General features: G+C 70.8%; 1 protein-coding gene and 1 pseudogene. One reads left to right on the top strand and one right to left on the bottom strand.

Annotated elements, in window-relative coordinates; genetic code table 11:
• The coding region (locus A5697_RS21375; protein ID WP_156673396.1) for a TetR/AcrR family transcriptional regulator at nucleotides 1-347 on the bottom strand (347 nt) is incomplete at its 3' end.
• 142 nt (nucleotides 348-489) lie between these two features.
• Between A5697_RS21375 and A5697_RS28520 the strand changes: the two are divergent.
• A pseudogene (locus tag A5697_RS28520) lies at nucleotides 490-579 on the top strand (TetR/AcrR family transcriptional regulator); the annotation flags it as partial.

Genomic DNA, 579 nt, shown 5'->3' with positions numbered 1-579 from the left:
TCGAAGGCGGCGAGATCCGGATACTCGCGCATCAGCCGGCCCGATTCGTCGAGCACCGCCTCGATCTGATCGATGGCGGTCCCGGGGCCCGCGGCGGCCGCCCGCAGCCGGGGCAACGCGACGTCGGTGCGTGCCGCGATCGCGGCCTTGATCAACTCGGCCTTGTTCGGAAAGTAGTTGTACAGGCTGGCGCTCGTGACGTTCGCGGTGCGAGCGATCTCACGGATGGTGGCTCGCGAGTATCCCACCGTGGCCACACAGCGCATGGCGGCGACGATGATCCGCCGGCGGGTCTCCTCGCCGCTGGCGCCGACCGGGCGGCCCAATTGCGACGGTGCGACGCTCATGCCGCGCGGAACCCGCCGCGGGCCGGTCCATCACACACTGCGCACCTCCGCGCGGAAGCCGGAACTAATCGATCACTCGATTATATTCGACGGTGTCGGGCACGAGAGCCGGCGGACAGGACGCGCGAGTGGGGAGAGCACGGTGACGCGGGCGCAGCGTGGGCGCCCGGTCGGCGCCAGCGGCGAGGAGACCCGCCGGCGGATCATCGTCGCCGCCATGCGGTGTGTGGCC

Origin of the sequence: Mycobacterium sp. E3251 (assembly GCF_001666835.1) — a bacterium.
Classification (GTDB): domain Bacteria; phylum Actinomycetota; class Actinomycetes; order Mycobacteriales; family Mycobacteriaceae; genus Mycobacterium.
This window is presented reverse-complemented; position numbering and strand designations above follow the sequence as displayed.